Annotated in this window: 18 protein-coding genes, 1 pseudogene and 1 riboswitch; of the genes and pseudogenes, 13 read left to right on the forward strand and 6 right to left on the reverse strand. The window is 73.8% G+C overall.

What is annotated here, in order from left to right; all coding sequences use genetic code 11:
* Positions 1–40: 40 nt before the first annotated feature.
* The 6 genes from BLU95_RS31235 to BLU95_RS31260 all read right to left on the reverse strand — a co-directional run bounded on the left by BLU95_RS31235 (position 41) and on the right by BLU95_RS31260 (position 6,198).
* Entirely contained in the window at positions 41–1,072 is a 1,032-nt protein-coding gene (locus BLU95_RS31235; protein ID WP_093862917.1) for an ABC transporter substrate-binding protein, read from the reverse strand.
* A gap of 134 nt (positions 1,073–1,206) precedes the next feature.
* Positions 1,207–1,791, reverse strand: a complete 585-nt coding sequence (locus tag BLU95_RS31240) for an ABC transporter permease (RefSeq protein ID WP_286158662.1) — start codon at positions 1,789–1,791, stop codon at positions 1,207–1,209.
* A gap of 326 nt (positions 1,792–2,117) precedes the next feature.
* Positions 2,118–3,380: an MFS transporter gene (locus BLU95_RS31245; protein ID WP_093862919.1), complete on the reverse strand. Its 1,263-nt coding sequence runs from the start codon at positions 3,378–3,380 to the stop codon at positions 2,118–2,120.
* Complete coding sequence (locus BLU95_RS31250) at positions 3,377–4,189, reverse strand: LLM class F420-dependent oxidoreductase (RefSeq protein ID WP_093862920.1); 813 nt, start codon at positions 4,187–4,189, stop codon at positions 3,377–3,379. The genes BLU95_RS31245 and BLU95_RS31250 overlap by 4 nt, the downstream gene beginning before the upstream one ends.
* Before the next feature lie 88 nt (positions 4,190–4,277).
* Positions 4,278–5,297, reverse strand: coding sequence for a zinc-dependent alcohol dehydrogenase (locus tag BLU95_RS31255; RefSeq protein ID WP_093862921.1), 1,020 nt, complete (start codon positions 5,295–5,297; stop codon positions 4,278–4,280).
* Positions 5,298–5,511: 214 nt separating this feature from the next.
* Entirely contained in the window at positions 5,512–6,198 is a 687-nt protein-coding gene (locus BLU95_RS31260; protein ID WP_231977915.1) for a ribonuclease FAU-1 family protein, read from the reverse strand.
* A 356-nt stretch (positions 6,199–6,554) separates the two neighbouring features.
* A riboswitch (FMN riboswitch) is annotated at positions 6,555–6,685 on the forward strand.
* Positions 6,686–6,832: 147 nt separating this feature from the next.
* Here BLU95_RS31260 and ribB point away from each other — a divergent pair.
* From ribB to argC, 13 genes and pseudogenes are all read left to right on the forward strand, one after another.
* A pseudogene (gene ribB / locus BLU95_RS31265) lies at positions 6,833–7,501 on the forward strand (3,4-dihydroxy-2-butanone-4-phosphate synthase); the annotation flags it as partial.
* A 290-nt stretch (positions 7,502–7,791) separates the two neighbouring features.
* On the forward strand, positions 7,792–8,034 hold the full coding sequence (locus BLU95_RS31270; RefSeq protein WP_231977916.1) for a phosphopantetheine-binding protein: 243 nt from the start codon (positions 7,792–7,794) through the stop codon (positions 8,032–8,034).
* 3 nt (positions 8,035–8,037) lie between these two features.
* Positions 8,038–9,291 (forward strand): ATP-grasp domain-containing protein, encoded by a 1,254-nt coding sequence (locus tag BLU95_RS31275; RefSeq protein WP_093862925.1) that lies wholly within the window; start codon positions 8,038–8,040, stop codon positions 9,289–9,291.
* A gap of 165 nt (positions 9,292–9,456) precedes the next feature.
* Positions 9,457–10,728: an MFS transporter gene (locus tag BLU95_RS31280; RefSeq protein ID WP_093862926.1), complete on the forward strand. Its 1,272-nt coding sequence runs from the start codon at positions 9,457–9,459 to the stop codon at positions 10,726–10,728.
* 9 nt (positions 10,729–10,737) lie between these two features.
* Complete coding sequence (locus BLU95_RS31285) at positions 10,738–11,604, forward strand: isocitrate lyase/phosphoenolpyruvate mutase family protein (protein WP_093862927.1); 867 nt, start codon at positions 10,738–10,740, stop codon at positions 11,602–11,604.
* 50 nt (positions 11,605–11,654) lie between these two features.
* Positions 11,655–12,476 (forward strand): transketolase, encoded by an 822-nt coding sequence (locus tag BLU95_RS31290; protein ID WP_037849208.1) that lies wholly within the window; start codon positions 11,655–11,657, stop codon positions 12,474–12,476.
* The gene (locus tag BLU95_RS31295) at positions 12,460–13,392 is read left to right on the forward strand and encodes a transketolase family protein (protein WP_093862928.1); all 933 of its coding nucleotides are present in this window, start codon (positions 12,460–12,462) and stop codon (positions 13,390–13,392) included. The genes BLU95_RS31290 and BLU95_RS31295 overlap by 17 nt, the downstream gene beginning before the upstream one ends.
* Positions 13,389–15,161: a thiamine pyrophosphate-binding protein gene (locus BLU95_RS31300; RefSeq protein ID WP_093862929.1), complete on the forward strand. Its 1,773-nt coding sequence runs from the start codon at positions 13,389–13,391 to the stop codon at positions 15,159–15,161. The genes BLU95_RS31295 and BLU95_RS31300 overlap by 4 nt, the downstream gene beginning before the upstream one ends.
* Entirely contained in the window at positions 15,154–16,458 is a 1,305-nt protein-coding gene (locus BLU95_RS31305) for a condensation domain-containing protein (protein WP_093862930.1), read from the forward strand. The genes BLU95_RS31300 and BLU95_RS31305 overlap by 8 nt, the downstream gene beginning before the upstream one ends.
* Positions 16,455–17,426, forward strand: a complete 972-nt coding sequence (locus BLU95_RS31310) for a phytanoyl-CoA dioxygenase family protein (RefSeq protein ID WP_093862931.1) — start codon at positions 16,455–16,457, stop codon at positions 17,424–17,426. Before BLU95_RS31305 ends, BLU95_RS31310 begins: the two co-directional genes overlap by 4 nt.
* Positions 17,413–19,914 carry an amino acid adenylation domain-containing protein gene (locus BLU95_RS31315; RefSeq protein ID WP_093862932.1) on the forward strand — a complete coding sequence of 834 codons (2,502 nt, stop codon included), beginning with the start codon at positions 17,413–17,415 and terminating at the stop codon, positions 19,912–19,914. Before BLU95_RS31310 ends, BLU95_RS31315 begins: the two co-directional genes overlap by 14 nt.
* Positions 19,908–20,933 carry a zinc-dependent alcohol dehydrogenase gene (locus BLU95_RS31320; protein ID WP_093862933.1) on the forward strand — a complete coding sequence of 342 codons (1,026 nt, stop codon included), beginning with the start codon at positions 19,908–19,910 and terminating at the stop codon, positions 20,931–20,933. Before BLU95_RS31315 ends, BLU95_RS31320 begins: the two co-directional genes overlap by 7 nt.
* Positions 20,930–22,021: an N-acetyl-gamma-glutamyl-phosphate reductase gene (gene argC, locus BLU95_RS31325; protein WP_231977917.1), complete on the forward strand. Its 1,092-nt coding sequence runs from the start codon at positions 20,930–20,932 to the stop codon at positions 22,019–22,021. Before BLU95_RS31320 ends, argC begins: the two co-directional genes overlap by 4 nt.
* Position 22,022: the final 1 nt, after the last annotated feature.

A 22,022-nucleotide genomic window follows, 5' to 3' on the forward strand; every position in this document is an offset into this window, starting at 1 on the left:
GGACCCGGCCGGCCCCCACTGCGTCCGAAGCGCCCGCAGCTTACGGGAGGTACTCGTTGCTGAAGGCCTCGGCCGGGGCGGCGGGCTTCTCGATCAGGCCCTGCTCCTGCATGAACGCGGCCATCCGGTCCCAGGTGGCCGGGTCGTTGAGGCCCGGCTTCCCGGTGGCGGGCGGCTGCATCAGCGGGGCGGTGGCCCGCAGGACGGCGAGCGCGGAGTCCTGCTGCTTCTGGTCGTTCATGCCCGGGATGTAGCTCTTGCTGAGGGTCACCGCCTCGTCCGGGTGGTCGACGGTGTACTGCACGCCGCGCAGCGTGGCCGCCACGAACTTGCGGATGTCGTCGCCGCGCTTGTCCAGGGTGGTCCTGGTGGCGCCGAGGCCCGCCGCGACCAGGGGCAGGGCCGAGGCGTCGCCGGTGCCCTCGACGGCGCGGACGGCCAGGCCGGCCTGCTGGAACTGGACGGCGTCGTTGTTGAGGTAGCCCATCACGGCGTCGACCTTCTTGCCGACCAGGGCGGCCTGCTGGGTGAAGCCGATGTGCTGGACGTCGACGTCCTTGGTGGTCAGTCCGCCGGCCTTCAGCTGGGCCAGCAGACCGAAGTAGGTCTCGCCGTAGGGGCCGGGGGTGCCGACGCTGTGACCGCGCAGGTCCGCGATGGTGCGGATCGGGGAGTCCTGCGGCACCAGCATCGCGACCGGGTAGGTGTGGTACAGGGTGGCGATGTCCACCACCGGCACGTCCTTGGCCCGGGCCTGCAGCATCTCGTCGCCGCCGGCGTAGACCACGTCCTCCTGGCCGGCCGTCATGGCGCCGAACAGGTCGTCGGTGAAGCTGTGGTGACGAAGTGTCACCTTGAGTCCGGCCTCCTTGTAGAAGCCCTTGCTCTCCGCCACGTAGAAGGGGGCGAACTGGATGTTCGGGATGTAGGTGAGGCCGACGGTGACGGCGCCGCCGGTCTTGCCGTCCGAGGACTCGGCGGCGGTCGGGTCGGAGGCGCAGGCCGAGAGCGTGGCGCTGCCCGCGAGGAGGAGGGCGAGCGCCCCGGCGGCGCGGGCGGTGGTCTTGGGCATGCGACAGTCCTTGTTCGTAGGGATTTCGACGGGTACGGGCGCGAGTACGGGCACGGGCACGGGGAAAGGCAGGGTGCGGGAGAGCCGACGGGAACGGGAACGGGCAGGGAGCGGGAGGAGCGGGGAGCCCGTGCTCAGCGGTCCACGGTCAGCTCGACCAGCCGGACGGCTCCGTAGGTGGCGGCGGCCAGCAGGGTGAGGGTCAGCAGCGAGACGAACAGGCCGGTGGAGTCGGCCTGGCCGCGCTGGACGGCCAGCAACTGGCCGAGGCCCTCGCCGCCCATCACGAACTCGCCGACCACCGCGCCGGTGATGGAGAGCGTGCACCCGGTGCGCACCCCGGCGAGGATGCTCGGCAGCGCCAGCGGGAACTCGATGTGGCGCAGCATGCCCCACCGGCCCACCCCGTCGACCCGGGCGGCGTTGAGCACCTCGCGGTCGAGCTCGCGCAGGCCGAGCATGGTGTTGACCAGCATCGGGAAGAACACCAGCAGCGCGCAGAGGATGGCGATCGGCAGCAGCCCGTAGCCGATCCACAGGGCGAGCAGCGGCGCGAGCGCCACCGCCGGTACGGCCTGGGAGGCGGCGAGGTAGGGCTGCAGGGCGCGGGCGGCGACGGTGCTGCGGGCCATCAGGTAGCCGAGCGGCAGGGCCGCCGCGATGCCCAGGCCGCTGCCGGCGGCGCTCTCCACGACGGTCTGCCAGGCGTAGCCGAGCAGTCCGCCGTCCGTGATCGCGTCCACGAAGGCCCGGGCGACGGTGCCGGGGGAGGGCAGGAAGAACGCCGAGACGGCCTTGGTCCGGGTGACGAGGTCCCAGGTGCCCACCAGGAGGAGGCCGAACACCAGCGGCGGCAGTACCGTCGCCAGCCGGCCGGTGGTCCGTGCGGACCGGCCGGGGGCGTCGGTCCGGGACACCGGGGTGGTGGCCGGTGCCGACGGTGTCCGGTGGGCGGTCTTCAGCTCTGACACGGAAGCTCCGTTCGTCTCCCCGTACGCAGGGTGGGTGGTTCTGGCGCCGGGCTGCGGCCGGCTCGGTGCGCTCCTCATCGGGCCGCGTGGCGCAGCAGGAGGGTGACGGCCAGGACCGCCGCGGCGCCCGCGGCGAGCGCGAGCCAGCCCGTGCCGGTGCCGGTGGCCGTCACGACCGCGATGCCCAGCGGTGGCCCGACGGCCGTCCCCGTGCTCCAGGCCAGCGAGGACAGCGCACTGCCCCGGCCGAGCGAGGCGGGGCCCGAGAACCGTACCAGCAGCGGAAAGAACGCCGAGGAGTAGGCGATCTCGCCGATCGCGAACAGCGCGGCGAAGCCGGCCAGCAGGGCGGTCCTGGCGGCGCCGTCGGTCGCCGTGGCGAGGGCGCCGGCGCCGAACGCGGCGCACCACAGCAGTGGCGCCGCGATCAGGGCGGCCTCCTCGGCCAGCCCCTCGAGGCGCCGGGCGACGGGGCGCTGGAGCAGCAGCAGGACGAGGGCGTTGCCGGCGGTGACGGCGCTGACGCCGGCCAGGCCGATGCCCATGCCGTGGTGCAGCAGCAGCGGGACGGTCGCCTCGATCTGGGTGAATCCGGCGGTCGCGAAGAGCGCCTGGGCGAGCATCAGCAGGGCGATCGGACGGCTGCGCAGCAGTGCCCGGTAGCCCGGCGGGTCCGGTTCCCGGTCCGGAGCGACGCCGCCGGGCACGTCGGGCACGCCGGGCACGCCGGGCACCGCGGGCACGGCCGGGCGGCGCCGGTGGACCAGGAGGAAGAGCACGGCGAGCGGTACCGAGGCGGCGGCCGCCGCCTCGTACAGCCAGGGCAGGGTGCCCGCCGGGTGCCCGGCGGCGAGCAGCAGCCCGCCACCGGTGGCACCGAGGCCCATGCCCGCGTTGGTCATCACATGGCGCAGCACGAAGGCACGGCGTTGCTGCGCGGCCGGGACCAGGGCGGTGACCACCCCGGTGATCGCCGCGTACTGCAGGCCGTAGCCGACGCCCGCGAGCAGGCCGGAGGCCGTCACGGGCAGGCTGCCGCCCGCCGCGCCGAGCAGCGCGTACGAGAGCACCAGCGAGGTGGTGCCGACCGCGCCGACCGCCGCCGCGCTGCCCCGGTCGGCCCGGGGGCCGCCGAGGACCGCGGCGGCGCACCCGGCGGCCGCCATCGCCACGAAGTAGGTGCCGGCGCCGGTTCCGCCCAGCCCGAGCCGGTCGCTGATGTAGATGCTGGTCAGCGGGAAGACCAGTCCGATCCCGGCGCTGGACGCCAGCAGGGCGGCCATCAGGCCGTGGAACCCGGCGCCGGGACGCCCGCCCGGCTGCCCGGATCCGGTCATCGGCCGGCCAGGCCGTCGCGCAGCGCGAGCAGTTCGCGGACCGGGGCGAGGTCGAACGGGCCGGGGACGGAGACGATGATCTCGGTGGCGCCGGCCGCCGCGAACGCCTCGGCCAGGCCGGTCTGCGGGGCGTCGATCATCACGGTGCGGCCGATCTCGCGCGGGTCGCGGCCGACCTTGGCGCACCAGTCGTCGAGCACTCCGCTGCGGCGGGCGAACTCGGCGACCGGGTCGGTGGAGTCCCAGCCGTACCAGTTCCACAGGTCGGCGTAGCGGGCGACGGCCTGGAGGGTGCGCTTCTCGCCGCCGCCGCCGATGAGGATCGGCAGCGGGCCGGCGGGCGCGGGGTTGAGCTTGGTGAGGCGGTCGCGGATCGCGGTGACGGCCTCCTCGAAGGCGTCGATCCGGCCGCCGGGGCCGGGGAAGGGGTAGCCGTACTCGCGGTGCTCCTGCTCGAACCAGCCGGCGCCGACGCCGAGGACGACCCGGCCGCCGCTGAGCAGGTCGACGGTGCGGGCCTGGTCGGCGAGCAGGTGCGGGTTGCGGTAGGCGGTGCAGGTCACCAGGGTGCCGATGGTGGCCCGGCTGGTCTCGACGGCCATCGCGGCCATCAGCGACCAGCACTCGTAGTGGCGGCCGTTCTGGTCGCCGGTCTGCGGCATGAAGTGGTCCCACGTCCACAGCGAGTCGACGCCGAGCTCGTCGGCGGCACGCCAGGCGGCCCGCAGGTCGACCAGGTCGCAGTGCTGGGGGTGGAGCTGGGCGCCGATCCGCAGGGTGGGGCGGGTGGCGTCGGGGGTGGTGCTCATGGGGGTCTCCTGGTGGTGCGGGTGCGGGTGGGTGTCCGACGCCTGGCGGGCGCCCGACGGGGTGTCAGGAGGGTGTGGGGGTGCGGAGTCAGCGGGGTTCGACGAAGACCCGGAACACCGGGGAGCCGGAGCTCTCGGTCAGCGCCTCGCCGGTGTCGGCCAGTTCGTGGCGGGAGGTGACCAGCGGGGCCAGGCCGGCGGCGAGAGCTCCGCCGCGCAGCAGGGCGGCGGCGGCACGCCAGTCGGCGGGCTCCTGGCTGTACGAGCCGGTGACGGTGAGCTGGCGGCGGTGCACCTCGTAGCCGGGCAGGACGGCGTCGGGGGTGTCGTGGGAGCCGCCGAAGAGGACCAGCCGGGCGCCGTCGGCCGCGGCGCGGAAGCCGGCGGCGATCGCCTCGCGGGAGGCGATGGTGACGAACACCACGTCGGCCTTGGGGAGTTCCGCGAGCTCCTCGGGCGTCACGGCGTGGTCGGCGCCGGCCGCCAGGGCCGCGGTGCGGCGGGTGCCGTCGGTCTCGACCACGGTGACCGAGCGGGCCTGGTGGTGCTGGGCGAGCAGCAGGTGCAGTCGGCCCATGAAGCCGCCGCCGATCACCGCGACCCGGTCGCCGGGCTGGAAGGAGCCGCGCCGGAACGAGTGCACCACGCAGGCCAGCGGCTCGCCCATGGCGGCGTGCAGCGGGTCGGCGTCGCCGACCGGCCAGGCGTGGGCGGCCGGCACCCGCACGTACTCGGCGAGCCCGGCGCCCATGCTGATGCTGCCGTCCGGCAGCAGACTGCCCTGCGGCGAGGCGCAGATGGCGCTGTTGCCGGAGCGGCAGTGGCGGCAGGTGCCGCAGCGGGTCAGCAGGTCCACGGTGACCAGATCGCCGACGGCGGGGGCGTCCTCCAGTGCGGCGGCGCGCGCACCTACCTGCTCGACCCGGCCGGAGACCTCGTGGCCGGCGGCCACGGGGTAGACGGGCATGGCGCCGGTGTAGAGCTTGGCCTCCATGGTGCACAGCCCGCAGGCGGCGATCCGGACGAGCACGTCGTCCTCGCCGATCTCGGGGCGCGGGGTCTCGCGGATCTCGACGGAGCCGGGGGAGGTCACCAGGGCTATGCGCATCGGTCGTTCCTTTCGCGGTGCTGTGGTGCTGCGGTGCGGTACTGCGGTGGTGCAGCGGTGTCGGCTGCTGCGGTGCGACTGCCGCGGTGCGGGCCGCCGCGGGCACGGGGGTGCCGCGGTGCGGGTGGCGCCGTGCGGTCGCGCCGCCGGGGCACGGGTGGCGCCCCGACGGGCCGGTCGGTCGGGTGGACCGCCCGGACGGCGGGGGGTCGGCTCAGGCCGGGGGAGGGGGAGCGGTCCACTGCGCGGCGGGTCGCCAGTGCGTCCACCGCTCGGTCCACCAGGTGTCGCCGCGGTCGATCCGGGCGGCGAGCGCCGCGGCCTCGGCACGGACGGCGGCGGCCTGTTCGGGAGTGAAGCCGCCGGTGCGGGCGCGCTCCTCGAAGGCCTCGACGTCCTTCCAGCGGTACGGGCCGCCGTCGGCCGGGATCCAGAGGTCGAGCTCGTGGTCGAGGGTGTCGACGCCCTCGTCGGTGATCCGGTACGGGTCCTGGAAGTTGACGTACCAGCCGGAGAGCTCGTCGGTCTCCGGGTCGCGGAAGGCCCAGACGGCGTAGGCCTCGCCGGGGCGCTGCAGCTGCAGGACACCGGGGCTGCGCCAGCGGTCGGCGACGGTGCTCCAGCCGTGCGGTCCCCAGCTGAACTCGCCCTCGCCGAAGGAGAGCCGGGTGTCGTGGGCCAGGTACACGGCGAGCAGGTCGGGTTCGTGGGCGACGACCCGGACGGGGTGGCTCAGCCAGACCCGTCCGTCGAGGATCTCCCGCCGCAGCACCACCTGACCCGGCGTCAACAAGGTGCCTGCGGAGACGGGTTCGGAGACCGGGACGGCCGTCGGAACGGCTGCGCCGAGGTCGTTCGCCGGCCCGGCCGCGCCTGCGCCGGGTTCGTCGCCGACGGACACGGCGGAGCGCCCCGGACTCCTCGAAGGATCGTGCATGAACGTCTTGCCCCCGTTTCGCAATGCCGCCCCCGGAACGCGGGCGGCGAGACTCCGGCCCCCGCCGGAGTGCCGAACGCCCGCCCCTCGGACCCCGTCCCCAGTGGTTCGACGCAGGTCGAACGGGGGTCACTACTCGTGGGTAGGCATCGGCGGTCCGGATCTTAAGCACGCTCGGACGGCATTGGCAATGCCCGCCGAACGGCGGGGTCGGGAACCCCCGGTTCGGCGTGTGATGCAGCCCACGGCTCCACCCGTTCACCGACGTCTTGTCAAGATCGCGGCAAGTGTGCGAGGTTGACGGGCGTTGTTCAAGACGTTTGCGCACTCCGGGGTCGGTGAAATTCCGAACCGGCGGTTACAGTCCGCGACCCGTCCGCCGCCAGCGGCCGGTTGACCAGGTGAAACTCCTGGACCGACGGTTAAAGTCCGGAAGGGAGGCAGTGCGCGGCGGGCAGGTTTTTCCGACGGCCGGGGGGATTCCCGTCGGCCGGTCGGTCGCGGGCCGCTTCCACCGGAATGCGGTCGACGACCGCCCCTGCACGCCCATGCTCCAGCAGCCCCGGAAGTCCGCGCCCCGAGCGCGAGGAGAGTTCCGATGGGCCACACCACGGGCACGACCACCGCCGACGCGACCTCGTACGCGGCCGGCGACACCGAGCAGCCGTTCGACTCCGTCGAGTACGCGGTCGCGCAGATCGCGGCCGGCCGGGCGGTCGTCGTCGTCGACGACGAGAGCCGCGAGAACGAGGGCGACCTGGTCTTCGCCGCCGAGCTCGCCACCACCGAGCTGGTCGCCTTCGCCATGACCGAATGCCGCGGACTGCTCTGCGCCCCGATGACCGGCGCCGACCTCGACCGGCTGGAACTGGACCAGATGGTCCGTGAAAACACCGAGCACCACCGCACCGCCTTCACCGTCTCGGTCGACGCCGCGGCCGGCATCAGCACCGGCATCTCGGCGGCCGACCGGGCGCTGACCCTGCGGCTGCTGGCCGAGCCGGGCACCCGCCCGGCCGAGCTGGTGCGCCCGGGCCACGTCTTTCCGCTGCGGGCGGTCGACGGCGGTGTGCCGGCGCGGGCCGGTCACACCGAGGCCGGGGTGGACCTGTGCCGGCTGGCCGGCCTGCGTCCGGCGGCGGCGATCTGCGAGATCGCGATGGCCGACGGTGCCATGGCCAGACTGCCGGAGCTGCGCGAGTTCGCCGGCCGGCACGGCCTGGCGCTGATCTCCATCGCCGACCTGATCGAGTACCTGCGCACCGCGGGCGGTGCGGCCGGGGCGGCGGTCCCGGAGGGTGCGGCCGGGGCGGCGGTCCCGGCCGGAGCGGCACGGACGGCGGTCGCGGTGGCCGCCGGCTGATTCCGCCGGGAAACCGGCCGCAGGGGGGCGGTTCCGCCGGGAATTCCATTTCCGGGGCGGTGCCGTGATTCGCCCTGCCCGCAGGAATTCCGGCACCGGCTCCGGTTAACCGGCTGTTTTCCCGGAATTGACAGTTCCGCAACCCTGCTCCAATAATCGATTCACGGATGCACGCCGACGGGGAGAGGCCTGGTATGTCCGACACCAGCACCACGGAAACACTCAGAATTATTTGGGAAGAAGTCCTCGGCACGCCGGTCGACGACCTGGACGCCGATTTCTTCGATCTCGGCGGGGATTCCCTGCTGGCCCTCGCGATTTCCACCCGGGCCATCGAGTCCGGTCTGGACATGCCCCGGTCGGCGGTGCTGCGCCGCAGCACCCTCCGGCAGCTCGCCGAGGCCGTCGAGGACCCACGACTCTTCGATCGCGCCTGAGCGATGGCCATCGTCGTCGTCTACGACCAGGGCTCGGCCTCGCCGCGCGAGGTGATCGCCCTGGGGCGCACGGCTCCGGTACTGGTCGCGCTGGCCGACTCCGACCACGCCCGGCAGGTCGGCCCGCTGTTCGAGGAGAACTGCGCGGGCGTCGTCACGCTGGCCGAAGGTGACGGGGCCGCCGCCGCCCGGCTGCGCGAGTACGGGGCCGCGGGCATCCTGACGTTCAGCGAACGGATGCTCGCCGACACCGCCCGGCTCGCCGGACTGCTCGGCCTGCCGTTCAACACCCCGGAGACCGTCCGGGTGTTGACCGACAAGGCGGCGCAGCGCCGACGGCTGCGGGAGGCGGGGGTGGACAGTGTGCGCAGCGCGCTGCTCACCGACGCCGAGGGCTGGCGCGCCGCGCTGACCGAGGTGGGCCTGCCCGCCGTGGTCAAGCCGGTCCGCGGGGAGGGCAGCCGGAACACCGTCCTGGTGACGGATCCGGACCGCGGCGCCGCCGTGGTCGAGGAGTTCCTGCGGTCCGAACCGGCGCTGGTGGTCGAGGAGTTCCTGCGGGGCGCGGACTGCGCGCCGTTCGGGGACTACGTGTCGGTGGAGAGTGCCGTCACACCCGCCGGGATCCGCCACTTCGCCGTCACCGGAAAGCTGCCGCTGGCGCCGCCGTTCCGGGAGTCCGGGCAGTTCTGGCCCTCGCAGCTGGCCCCCGGGCCGGAGGCGGAGGTGGTCGGGCTGGCCGACCGGGCGCTCCGGGCGCTCGGGGTCACGCACGGTCTGGTGCACACCGAGATCAAGCTGACGGCCGCCGGGCCCCGGCTGATCGAGGTCAACGGCCGCCTCGGCGGGGACCAGACCGATCTGGCCGGACGGTCCGTCGGGCTCGATCTGGTCGCGCTGGCCGGTGAGTTGGCGCTCGGACGCGAGCCCGGGCCGCTCCCGGCCCGTCCGGACCGGGTGCACTTCCAGTACTACACCCCCGGCCCCACCGGGGGCGGCCGGCTGACCCGGGTCGACGGCCAGGCCGCCGTCCGGGCGCTGCCCGGGGTCGAGTCGTACCGGCTCGCGGTGCGGCCCGGCACCGAGCTGGCCGCCGGGACCTCCACCACCCTGCTCGACATGCTGTGCGGCTCGGCCGCCGACCACCGGGGCATGACCGCGCTGGTGGAGCAGGCGGTCGCCCTGCTGGCCTACGAGTTCGACGTCGACGGCCGGCCGGTCAGACGCACCGCCCGGGACCTGCTCGACCACGTCTGAGGCGTCCCGTCCGGGGACGCCCGGTGGGCCGTCGGCGCCGCCCGGACCGCCCGGACTGCCCGGACCGCCGGGTTCGGAGGGCCGCGGCCCGGCCCCGGTCGCGTCCACCCCCGCGAACCACGCCCCGGACGTGCCCACCTCCGCGAACCACCCCCTGGATGACTCATGCCTACCATCGGCTCGGCCGCCGCCGGGTTCCTGAGGGAACTCGTCCCGGCGCCCGGGGCCGAGCGCCGCATGGGTGTGCTCACGCTCACCCAGTCGCTCGGCACCGGCCTCTTCCTGACCTCCAGTGCCATCTTCTTCACCAGGACCGTCGGGCTGTCCGCCGAGAGCGTCTCGGTGGCCATGTCGGCGGCCGGGCTGTGCGGGTTCCTCGCCACCGTCCCGGGCGGGCGGGTCGCCGACCGGTTCGGCGCGCGCCGGCCGCTGGCGGCCAGTTACGGTCTGCTCGCGGTGCTGTTCGTCGGCTACGCCTTCGTCGAGGGCGTGCCCGCGTTCACGGCCGTGGCCTGCGCGATAGCGGTGTGCGAGACTGTCGGCAGCCCGCTGCGCGCGGCCCTGACCCACGCCCTGTTCGGCTCCGCCCGCTCCGCGGGGGTCCGGGCGAGGATGCGCAGCCTGTTCAATCTCGGCTTCACGGCCGGCGCCGGCCTGGCCGGGGCCGCGCTGGCGACGGATTCGCGGATCGCCTTCCTGCTCGTGATCGCGGTCAACGTGGCCCTCCAACTGCTGTGTGCCATCATGGCGTTGGGCCTGCGGCCGGACGGACCGGAGGTGGTCCCGGCCACCGCGGGGCGCTCCTGGGAGGCCTTCCGCGACCGCCGGTTCCTGCTGGCCACCGCGCTCTCCGGGATCCTGGAGCTGTTCCAGCCGGTGCTCGCGGTGGGCGTACCGCTGTGGATCGTCAACCGCACCAGTGCGCCGGGCGCCCTGGTGGCGGCCCTGACGGTGGTCAACACCGTGCTGGTGGTGCTGCTCCAGGTCGCCGCGGGCAAGGGCTCGGACACCGTGTCCGGCTCCGGTCGCCTGCTGCTGCGGGCGGGCCTGCTGATGGCGCTGGCCTGCTGCCTGTTCGCCGGGTCCGGCGCCGCCGACACCCCACTGGCCGTCGTCCTGCTGTTCGCCGGCACGGTCCTGATGACCCTGGGCGAACTCGCGCAGTCCGCCGGCGGCTGGGGACTGTCCTTCACCCTGCCGCCCGAGGGCCGGATGGGCGAGTACCAGGGCGTGTTCGGGCTCGGCCGGGGGCTCCAGCAGTTCTTCGGGCCCGCGCTGGTGGTCATGCTGCCGCTCGGCATGGGCGCCGCGGGCTGGCTGCTGCTGGCCGGAGTGTTCGTGATCTGCGGCCTGATCGCCCTGTGGGCCTTCGTCCGGGACGCCCCGCCGGCCGGCGTGTCCGACGAACCGTCAAATGAACCATCACCCCAGACGTAGGAGCACCACGTGAGTCCCACCCCCCACAGCTACCCCTCGTTCCGCAGCGTCCTCGCGGAGCACCCGCTGGTCCGGATCGCCGGCGCGCACTCGGCGCTCGGCGGCGTCATCGCCGAGCAGGTCGGCTTCCAGGCCGTCTGGGCCTCCAGCTTCGAGATCTCCGCCGCCCGCTGCCTGCCCGACGCCAGCCTGCTCAGCATGAGCGAGTACCTGGACGCGGCCGCGCACATCCAGAAGGCGCTCTCCGTCCCGGTGGTGGCCGACTGCGACACCGGCTTCGGCAACAGCATGAACGTGGCGTACATGGTGGCCGAGTACGAGCAGGCCGGCATCACCGCCGTGTGCATGGAGGACAAGATCTTCCCGAAGATGAACAGCTTCGCGGCGGCCGACCACAGCCTGCTCGACGTGAACGCCTTCGCCCACAAGATCGAGACGGCCAAGAAGTCCCAGCGCAGCGAGGACTTCTTCGTCATCGCCCGCACCGAGGCGATGATCAGCGGACTGGGTGTCGACGAGGCGCTCAAGCGCTGCGCGGTCTACGCCGACGCCGGTGCCGACGCCGTCCTGGTCCACTCCAAGCAGGCCACCAAGGACGAGGTGCTGTCCTTCCTCGACCAGTGGGACGACCGGCTGCCGGTCGTCGTGGTGCCCACCACCTACCCCGACTGGCACGCCGACGAGGCCCGCGCGGCCGGTGTGTCCGCCGTCATCTACGCCAACCAGGGCCTGCGCGCCACCATCACCTCCCTGCGGTCCGCCCTCGGCTCGATCTACGAGACCGGGCACTCGGCCCACCTGGAGGACAGCATCGCCGGGGTCAAGGACGTCTTCGCGCTCCAGCGCCTGGACCAGTGGCAGGAGTTCACGGCCTGACCGCCGGGACCACCTCGACCACGACCCCGACCCACCGAAAGGATCAAGACTTGTCGTCGCAAGACGTGGCGCTGGTGCGCCGTCGGGCGGCACGGGCCCGAGCACTCGCGCTGACCACGGTCAGCACCGCCGGGACCGGCCACATCGGGGCGGACCTCTCCGCCATGGACATCCTCTGCGCGCTCCACTTCGGCGTGCTGCGCGGCGGCCCGGACGACCCGGACCGCGACCGCTTCATCCTCAGCAAGGCCCACGCCTCGGCCGCCATGTACAGCGTGCTCGCGCTCCGGGGCATCCTGCCCGAGGAGGAGCTGGCGACCTACGGCGCGGCGGACTCGCGGCTGAGCACGGTGGTCTCCACCCGCGTGCCGGGCATCGAGTTCAACACCGGCTCGCTCGGCCACGGCCTCTCGCTCGGCGTGGGCGCGGCCCTCGCCGCCCGGGTCCAGGGCTCCGGCCGCCGGACCTTCGTGCTCACCGGCGACGGCGAGCTCCAGGAGGGCAGCAACTGGGAGGCCGCGATGCTGGCGGCGTCGCGGGGGCTGGAGAACCTGGTCGTGATCGTCGACCGCAACCTCGCCCAGAAGGGCGCCAGCACCGAGGACATCAACGCCCTGGAGCCGCTGGACGAGAAGTGGCGCTCCTTCGGCTGGGCCGTGCGCGTCGTCGACGGCCACGACGTCGAGGAACTGCTGACCGTGCTCGGCGGCGCGCCGCTCGAGCCGGGCCGGCCGACCTGCCTGATCGCCTCCACGGTCAAGGGCAAGGGCGTCTCCTTCATGGAGCGCAACCTCGAATGGCACAGCCGCCGACTGACCCCCGACCTTCTCGACCAGGCACTCCGGGAGCTTGAGCATGGCACCGACGACTGACTGCGCCGCCGCCTTCTCGGCGGCCCTGCTCGACATGGCCCGCGCCGACGAGCGGATCTGCATCGTCAACAACGACTCGGCCGAGACCCACTCGGCGCTCGGCTTCCAGGCCGAGCTGCCCGACCGCTTCGTCGACGTCGGCATCGCCGAGCAGAACCTGGTCGGCGTGTCGATCGGCCTGGCCAACGCGGGCCTGCGCCCGTTCGTCTACTCGGCCTCCTGCTTCCTGACCGCCCGGGCGCTGGAGCAGATCAAGAACGCCGCCTACACCAACGCCAACGTGGTGTTCTGCGGCTTCGTCAGCGGCCTCGCCTACGGCGCGCTCGGCGGCACCCACCACGCCGTCGAGGACCTCGCCTGGATGCGGTCGATCCCGCGGATGACCGTCCTGGCGCCGGCCACCCCGAACGACACCGTGGCCGCCCTGCGCGAGGCGATGACCATCGAGGGTCCGGTCTACATCCGGATCGTCAGCAAGCTGGACACGCCCGAGCTGTTCCCGGCCGACCACACCTTCGCGTCCGGCGGCTCGGTGCAGCTGAGCGAGGGCGAGGACGTCACCCTGGTCGGCACCGGCCTGCTCACCACCCGCCTGGTGGAGGCGGCCGAGCTGCTGAAGGCCGACGGCATCCGGGCCGGCGTGCTGCACCTGGGCTCGGTCCGGCCGATCGACGCGGAGGCGATCGGACGGGCCGCGCGCCGGAGCGGACGCCTGGTGGTCGCGGAGGACCACGTGCTCAACGGCGGCCTCGGCGGCGCGGTCGCCGAGACCGTCGTCCGCACCCACCCGGTGCCCGTGCTGCAGCTCGGCGTGCCGAACGAGTACGCACCGATCGGCCCCGCCGAGTTCCTCTACGAGCACTACGGCCTGACGGCGCAGGGCGTGGCGAAGCGGGTGGCGCAGTGGCTGGCATGACCGTCACCGTGGCCGACTACACGGCCGCCTACCTGCACGGGCTGGGCGTGCACACCTGCTACAGCCTCTCCGGCACCGGCTCCATCCACCTCGACCAGGCCTTCAGCCAGCGGCCCGGCCTGGTCACCATCTGCGCCCGGCACGAGACCGCGGCGGCGCTGATGGCCACCGGCGCGGCCAAGCTGACCGGCGAGCTCGGGGTGGCGCTGGTGACCAGCGGCCCGGGCGCCGTCAACGCGCTGGCCGGACTGGTCGACGCGTACGCCGACGGCGTGCCCGTGCTGGTGGTCTCCGGCCAGGTCGAGACCCGGCACATGGAGGAGGGCGTCCGCTCCTTCGGCGTCCAGGGCTTCGGCGTGGTGCACAGCGCCCGCAGCATGACCAAGTACTCCGCGGTGGTGGAGCGCCCCGGCGACATCCGCCGCCACCTGGACGAGGCCGTCCGGCACGCCCTGGAGGGCCGCCCGGGCCCGGTCTGGCTGGACATCCCGCTGGACGTCCAGGCCGCGCTGGTCGACCCGGACGCCCTGGAGGGGGCCGAGCCGCCCGCCGCCGAACCGCGCGGCTCCGGCGCCCGGCAGACCGCCCGGCAGCTGATGACCATGCTGCGCTCCGCCGAGCGCCCGCTGATCGTCGCCGGCCAGGGCGTCCGGCAGGCCGACGCCGTGCAGGCGTTCCAGGCCATGGTGGCGAAGCTGCGGATCCCGGTGGTCACCTCCCGGCTGGGCACCGACCTGCTGCCCTACGACTCGGAGTTCTGCTTCGGTCAGGGCGGCATCCGCGGCCGGCTCTACCCGGGGCTGATCATGGGCCGCTCGGACCTGGTGATCTCGCTCGGCTCCAGCTTGTCCACCGCCTTCGTCGGCGAGGACGCGGACGCCTTCGACCCGGACGCCACCGTCGTCGCGGTCGACATCGACCCGTCGCAGCTGACCAAGAAGGGCGTCCGGGTGGACTTCCCGGTCTGCATGGACGTCGGCCGGCTGGTCGAGGCGCTCCAGGAGGAGGCGGCCGAACCCGCCGCCCCCGCCCACGAGGCCTGGCTCGCCGAGTGCGCCGCGCTCAAGGCCGCCCACCCCACCGTCGGCGAGCAGCGGCCGGACGGCCCGATCAACTCCTACCGGTTCGTCGACCGGCTGGAGGCGCAGACCGGCCCCGGCCACGTCTTCGTGGTCGACACCGGCAGCGCCTACTACGTGACCGGCCAGACCCTGGAGTTCACCGCCTCCCAGCGGGAGATCACCTCGGCCGCCTTCCTCAACATGGGCGCGGCCGTGCCGATGGCGGTCGGCGCGGCCTTCGCCCGGCCGGACGCCCAGGTGCTGGTGATCGTCGGCGACGGCGCGATCGAGCTCAACATCCAGGAGCTCGCCACCATCAGCCAGTACGGGCTCGGCATCAAGGTGTTCGTGCTGAACAACGGCGGCTACGCCTCGATCCGGGAGTCCCAGGCCGCGCTGGTCGGGGGACCGGAGCTGGAGGAGCCCGAGACCCTCGACTTCTCCGCCGTCGCGACCGCGTTCCGGCTGCCGTACCGCACGCTGCAGCACACCGGCACGCTCGACGCCGACATCGCCGCCGTGCTGGCCGAGGACGGGCCGGCCCTGGTCGAGGTGGTCTGCGACCCGGCGCAGCTGCTGCTGCGTCCGCTGCGGGCCGACGGCGGGCGCCGCGCCCACGACGGCGCCTCGATGGTCCGGGCCGGCGGGCCGGACGACCTCCCGGCGCTCACCGACCTGGTCCGGGAGCGGGAGCTGAACCATGCGTGAGACCCTGCGGGCCTCCTGGAACCACCGGCACCGGCTCGGCCAGACCCGGGAGGACGCCGGGCGGGGCGTCTTCAACCCGCACCACAGCACCCTGCCGCTGGTCCTGCACGGCACGCTCGACGTGGCCGCGCTGAACCGCGCCTGGCACGCCGTGCAGCGCCGGCACCCGGCCCTGCTCAGCGGCTTCGACACCGACCGGGCGCTGTGGCACGTCGGCGCCGCCGAGCCGCAGGACGTCCGGCGGCTGCCCGCCGGGGCGGACGAGCAGGCCGACCGGACCGCCGTCCGGGACGCCGTGATCGAGCCCTTCGACCTGGAGAACGGGCCGGTCGCGCGGCTGGTGGTGCTCCCGCGCTCGCCGCAGGAGACGTACTTCGCGCTCGTCACCGAGCACATGGTGAGCGACGGCTGGTCGCTGAACGCCCTGATCCGGGACCTCGCCGTGCTCTACGGGCAGGAGGTGGGCGCGGCGGTGCCGCCGCTGCCGCCGGTCGAACTCCCCTTCCAGGAGTTCGTCCGCCGGCAGAACCTCGCCGTCGACTCGCCGGCCGGGCGCGCCGCGCTCGCCCGGCTGGCCGCCCGGCTGGACGGCGTCGGCGCGATCCCGGCCATGCCGGTCGAGGGGTTCAGCGGCGCGACCGGCATCCGGTACGAGGAGAACGAGGACTTCGTCCGCCGTCTGCCGGGCGAGCTGTGCCGCGACCTCGCCGCGGTGGCCCGCCCGCTGCGGATGACCGCGCTGAACCTCATGCACGCCGCGCTCCACCGGGCGCTGTACGAGCGCTCGGGCCGCCCGGTGGTCGCCACCACGCTGTCCACCGCCAACCGGGAGCTGCCCGGACTCACCCACGCCGTGGGCTGGTTCGCCAGCAAGACGGTGCTGGCCAGCGAGCCCGGCCGGCACCCCGACCCGGTGGAGTACCTGCGGCACTTCCGCGAGCGGATCCTGGTCACCCTGGACGACAGCGACCTGCCGTGGCCCGCCCTGATCGGCCTGATGGACCCGTCGGCACTCGGCCGGCAGGCCACCGTCCCGTACGTCACCTTCAACGCCCGGCCGCTCGGCATGCGCCGCAGCGTCGGCGAGATCGAGATCCCCGGTGTGCGGACCGAGCCGCTGCGGATCTCCAACGGCTGGCACGACGCCGCGATCGCGACCTTCTGGGACGAGGACGAGGACGGCGTCACCGTGAACGTCATGTTCAAGACCGACTGGTACACCGCCCCCGACGTCCTGGCCCTGTGGGACGCGGTGGAGGCCCGGCTGTACGAGTGGGCCGAGGAACTGCGCCCGTGACCGGCGCGCCCGCACCCACCGACCCGTCGACGAGGGAGAACACCATGCACGACACCGGCATGCACATCGCGACCATTCGCGAGTCGACCGTCGAGACCGCCGTCGAGCGCGACTGGACGCCGCTCACCGACGAGCAGTTCGAGAGCTACGAGCAGAACGGCTACCTCCACCTGAAGGGCCTGTTCAGCCCCGAGGAGGTGGAGCGCGGTCTCGCCGTCATCGACGAAGTGGTCGCCGACGGCGCGCGGACCATCGAGAACCACGCCAGCTTCACCGACCGCGCCCACACGGTCCGGGTGCGCGACGCGGTGGCCCGTACCGCCGGCATGGACTACTTCCTCGACCACCCGAAGCTGGTCGGCCCGATGATGTCGCTGCTCGCCGGCAGCGTCCAGCTGCTCGGCACCGAGATCTTCGTCCGCTCGCTCCAGGACGAGGCGCTCGAGTACTGGCACACCGACGGCGGCGAGTACCTGCAGCAGCTGCGGCTCGTCCACGGCAGCCCGAGCCTGCAGATCAAGGCGCAGGTGTTCTTCACCGACACCACGGAGTCCGACAGCGGCAACTTCCTGCTCGTCCCCGGCAGCCACCGCAAGGTGCCGACCGACCGGACGGCGCTCTGCTACATCGAGGAGCTCGACGAGCCGCTGCGCCAGGGGGTGCTGCCCGACGACGCCCTGGAGGTCAAGGCCGCGCCGGGCGACGTGCTGATCTTCCCGTACTCGCTGTGGCACGCCGTGGCGCCCAACAAGGTCCAGGAGCGCAAGACCTTCATCCTGCGCTACGGGCACCTGTGGCACCGCCCGCACGACTACCTCCAGCAGCCGGCCGAGGTGCTGGACCGGATGTCGCCGCGCCTGCGCCGGATGTTCGGCGACTTCGGCGACCAGGTCCACCCCACCGACTACTACAAGCCGGTCGGCCAGGGCGACGTGATGGCGGTCGGTGGCAACCATGCAGCTGTCTGACCTGCCGGCCGGCGCCCGGTCGCTGCCGGAGCTGTTCGCCCGCGTCGCCGCCGTGCGCGGCGACGCGGCGGCGGTGGCCGGCGGCGGCGAGCAGCTCGGTTACGCCGAGCTCGACCGGCGGGCCGGGGCCGTCGCCGCCCGGCTGACGGCCGCCGGCCTGGGCCGGGGCGACCTGGTGGGCGTGCTCCTGGAGCGCTCGCACCGGGCGCCCGCCTGGATCCTCGGCATCCTGAAGTCCGGTGCGGCGTACGTGCCGCTCGACCCGTCGTACCCGGCCGAGCGGCTCCGCTTCATGGCCGCGGACGCCGGACTCGCGGCCCTGGTCGGGGATCCCGGCCGGGCCGCGGCCTGCGGGCTGGACGCGCTGCCCGTGATCGACCCGGAGGCCGCCGACCCGGAGGCCGCCGACCCGGAGGCCGCCGGGCCCGCCGGTCCGGCCGGCGCCGCACCCGGCCCGGACGACCCGGCGTACGTGATCTACACCTCCGGCTCCACCGGCGTGCCGAAGGGCTGTGTGGTCACCCACGGCAACGTCCTGGAGCTGCTGCGGGCCACCCTGCCGTTGTTCGACCTCGGCACCGGGGACCGCTGGACGCTCTTCCACTCCGCCTCCTTCGACTTCTCGGTCTGGGAGCTGTGGGGCGCCTGGGCGACCGGCGCGACCGCCGTGCCGGTGCCCGCCGCCACGGCGCAGGCACCGGAGGACTTCCTGCGGCTGCTGGCCGACGAGCGGATCACGGTGCTCAACCAGGTCCCGTCCGCCTTCCGCCACCTGGCCCGGGAGTACGGCGACTCGGGCGCCCCGGCGACCGCGCTGCGCTACGTGGTCTTCGGCGGCGAGAGCGTCGACCTCGACGTGGTGCGCGGCTTCCTCGCCGCCGCGCCCGCTCCGGCGCCCGTCATGGTCAACATGTACGGCATCACCGAGATCACCGTTCACGCCACCCACCTGGTGCTCACCCCGGAGCAGCTGGCCGCCGGCACCGCCTCGCCGATCGGGCGCCCGCTGCCCCACCTGGCGATCGAACTGCGCGACGACGCACTCCGGTTGGTCCCGGACGGCGCGACCGGCGAGATGTGGGTGGCCGGGTCGGGGGTCGCCGACGGCTACCTGAACCGGCCGGAACTCACCGCCGAGCGCTTCCGCACCCTCGACGGCCGCCGGATGTACCGCACCGGCGACCTCGCCCGCCGGCTGCCCGACGGTGGGCTCGCCTACCTCGGCCGCAACGACCAGCAGGTCAAGCTCCGCGGCCACCGGGTCGAACTCGGCGAGGTCGAGGCCGGTCTGCGGGCCGCCCCGCAGGTCCGCGACGCGGCCGCGCTGGTCGTCCGGGACGGCGCGGGCAACGAACTGCTGACCGCGCTGGTCGTCCCGGCCGGGCCGGAGGAGCCGGACGTCGCCGCGCTGCGGCGGTTCGCCCGCGCCACCATGCCCGCGCAGCTGGTCCCCAACCGCTTCCACCCGGTGGACGAGCTGCCGCTCACCTCCTCCGGCAAGCTCGACCGGCGGGCCCTGGCCGAGCTGGCGCCGCGGGCCGGGGCGCCGCGCGTCCGCGTCCTGGTGCTCGACCCGATCGACCCGGGGGCGCTGGACGAGCTGCGCCGCCGCTACGACGTCACCGTGGCGCTGCGCCCGCCCGTCGACGAACTCCTCCGACTGGTGCGCGACCAGGAGGTGATCGTGCTGCGCAGCGGGGTGCGCCTGGACGCCTCCGTCATCGCGGCGGCCGGCCGGCTCAAGGTGATCGCCCGGGCCGGTTCCGGGATCGACAACATCGACGTCGGGGCGGCCCGGAAGGCCGGTGCGACCGTCTTCAACATCCCCGCCGTCTCCGCCCCGGCCGTCGCCGAGCTGGCCCTCGGGCTGATGCTCACGGTCGGGCGCCACCTGGCGCTCGCGGACCGCCAGGTGCGGTCCGGGATCTGGAACAAGGCCGCGCTCTCCGGGGCCGAACTCGGCGGCAAGACCCTGGGCCTGGTCGGCTACGGCCGGATCGGCTCCCGGATCGCGGCGCTCGGCCGCGCCCTCGGCATGCGGGTACTGGTCGACGTGGCCCGTCCCGACGACGACCGCCGCCACGAACTGGAGCGTCTCGACTACGAGTTGGCTCCGCTGAAGACGCTGCTGCCGGCCGCCGACGTGGTCTGCCTGGCCGTCCCGCTGACCGACCGGACGCACCACCTGATCGACGCCGCCGCGCTGGCCGCGATGAAGCCGACCGCCCTGCTCGTCAATGTCTCGCGCGGCCTGGTCGTCGACGAGGACGCGCTGTACGAGGCGCTGGCCGAGGGCCGGATCGCCGGCGCCGGGCTCGACGTGGTCGCCGAGGAGGGTCGCCCGAACCGGCTCCACGAGCTGGACAACGTGGTGATCACCCCACACATCGGCGCGATGTCGGTCGACTCGCAGGTCCGGATCGGCCGCATCCTGGTCGACTCGGTGGCCGCCGCCCTGGCCGGCCAGGAGGTGCCCAACCAGTGCTGACGACACGTCAGGACACGATGGAGAGCGCGGTTCTGATCGACTACGGGCGGATCGAGCACCGGCGTACCCCGCTGCCGCCGGTCGCCCCCGGCGAGCTGCTGGTCCGGGTGCTCGCCACCGGCATCTGCGGCTCCGACCTGGCCACCTACCGCGGCGCCCATCCGTACAAGACCGCGCCGACCGTGCTCGGCCACGAACTGTGCGGCACCGTCGTCACCCCGGCCGGCGGGTTCGCGGAGGGCGAGCTCGTCTGCGCCGCCGCCTACGCGCACTGCGGCGACTGCCCGATGTGCGCCCGGGGGCGCACCAACCTGTGCGGCGCCAAGGCCAATCTGTGCGACCTCGGCTGGGACGGCTCCTTCGCGCAGTACGTGACGCTGCGGCCCGCCATGACCTACCGCCTGCCCGCCGGCACCGACCCGGAACTCGGCGCGCTGGTCGAGCCGTTGTCGATCGCCCACCACGCCGTCGCGCTGGCCGGACCGGCGGACGGGCGGGCCGTGCGGATCATCGGCGCGGGCAACATCGGCCTCGGCTGCCTGGTCGCCGCCAAACGGCTCGGCTTCGGCACCGTGGTCTGCTCCGACCTCGGCCCGCACAAGGGGCGCCGTGCCCGGGCCCTCGGCGCCGACGGCTATCTCGACGTCCTGGCCGGCGGGACCGCCCCGGGCCCGGACGTGCCGGACGCCGACGTGGTGCTCGTGGCCGCCAGCCACCCGGGCGCGGTGGACGAGGCGGTCCGGGCGGTACGGCCCGGCGGCACCGTGGTCGTAGTCAGCTTCTTCGACCACCCGCCCGCCGTCGCGGTCAACGCCCTGGTCGGCAAGGAGGTCCGGGTGATCGGTTCCTCGCTGTCCACCGCCGAGGACTTCCACGCCGTCATCGGCTGGCTGGCCGAGGGCAGCGTCGACCCGCGGCCCATGGTCACCCACCACTTCGGCCTCGCCGGCACCGGCGCCGCGATGGCGCTGATGGCCGCCGGCGAACCGGCCACCGGAAAGATCATCATCACCCCGTGAGGACACGAATGACGCTCACCATCGGCATCGTCGGCGGCACCGGGCACGCGGGCGGCGAACTCTGCCGCCTGCTGCTGAACCACCCCGGCGTCGGCACCGTCCTGCCCACCGCCCGCGGCGGCGAGGACCTCGAACGGGTCCACCCCAACCTGCTCGGCAGCGGGCTCGCCTTCACCACCGTCGAGGAGCTGCGGGAGCGGGCCGGCGACCTCGACGTGGTGTTCTTCTGCACCCCCTCGGGCGAGGCGATGCGCTCCGCGCCGTACTTCCTGGACCGCGGCGTCAAGGTGGTCGACGTCAGCGCCGACTTCCGGTTCGCCGACGCCGACCGCTACCGCGAGGTCTACGGCGAGGAGCACGCCAGCCCGCAGCTGCTGCCGGAGGCCGTCTACGGCGTCACCGAGCTGTACCGCGACCGGGTCGCCGGGGCCCGGCTGGTGGCCAACCCCGGCTGCTACGCCATCACCACCGTGCTCGGCCTCGCCCCGCTGCTGCGCTCCGGGCTCGCCGACCTCGACACCGCGATCCACCTCGCCGCGGTCAACGGCACCTCCGGCGCCGGGAACAAGCCGCTCACCGAGATCATGCACGCCGAGGCCTTCGCCTCGATGCTGCCCTACAGCCTGGAGGGCCACCGGCACGCCCCCGAGCTGGAGACCCAGCTCGCCCCGCTGGCCGGCCGCGCGCCCGTGGTCGACATGACCACCGCCCACGGCAACTTCGTCCGCGGCATCTACATCCAGGCCAGCGTCGCGGTCCGGGCGGAGGCCCGGGCGGACCTCGACCGCGCCGCCCTGCTCGACCTCTACCGGGAGCACTACGCCGGCGAGCACTTCGTGCGCGTCAACACCTTCGCCAAGAAGGGCAGGCTCAACGCCAAGGAGTACGGCGTCTACCCGAGCCTCACCTCGGTGATCGGCTCCAACTTCTGCCACATCGGGGTGGACTACGACCCGGTGCGCGGCTTCGCCAAGGTCGTCGCGGTGACCGACAACCTGGTCAAGGGGGCGGCCGGGTCGGCGATCCAGAACATGAACCTGATGTTCGGCCTCGACGAGCGCGCCGGCCTCGGGCACTACGGCCTGTGAC

This window comes from Streptomyces sp. TLI_053, assembly GCF_900105395.1.
Taxonomy (GTDB): domain Bacteria; phylum Actinomycetota; class Actinomycetes; order Streptomycetales; family Streptomycetaceae; genus Kitasatospora.